Consider the following 481-nt stretch of genomic DNA (forward strand, 5'->3'; position numbering starts at 1 on the left):
CTATATTTGAGTTTTTGTTCAGTATATAGTTATATTTAGTTGCATGCTTCATCTCATCAGTAAGAATTCTAAACACTCTATCCCTATAAAACCTGCTAGGTAAACCTTCCCTTATAAATCTATATTTTTCCATGGCTCCCACTTCACCAAAAACAGCTTTGCTTATACCTTCTATATATGAGGCTGGCCTTGTAAAATCTTTACCATCGTTACTGTCAATTTCTTTACCAGTATAATGCTTGTATATTTCTCTAAACCACTTACGATGATTTCTTTCGTCATTTCTTATAGATGTTATAATATTTTTTTCTTCTTGTGTAGGGGCTACACTAATAAAATAATCGTAGAGAAGTTCGTCAGATCTTTCGCCTTGTACTGCTTCTTTTATAAGCTCTAGTGCCTTGTTGAAAGCTTCTTGGGTAAAATCCATACCATAGTTAGAACATTTCATGCATGGTACCATATACGGATTATTATATTT

1 protein-coding gene is annotated in these 481 nt (G+C 32.8%); it reads right to left on the reverse strand.

The genetic code is table 11. From position 1 onward, the window contains the following. Positions 1 to 481 (reverse strand): ferritin family protein (locus ACJDU8_RS25665; RefSeq protein WP_406795022.1); only part of this gene is annotated, 481 nt, incomplete at both ends.

This window comes from Candidatus Clostridium eludens (assembly GCF_045310515.1).
In the GTDB taxonomy this organism is placed as follows: Bacteria; Bacillota; Clostridia; order Clostridiales; family Clostridiaceae; genus Clostridium_B; species Clostridium_B eludens.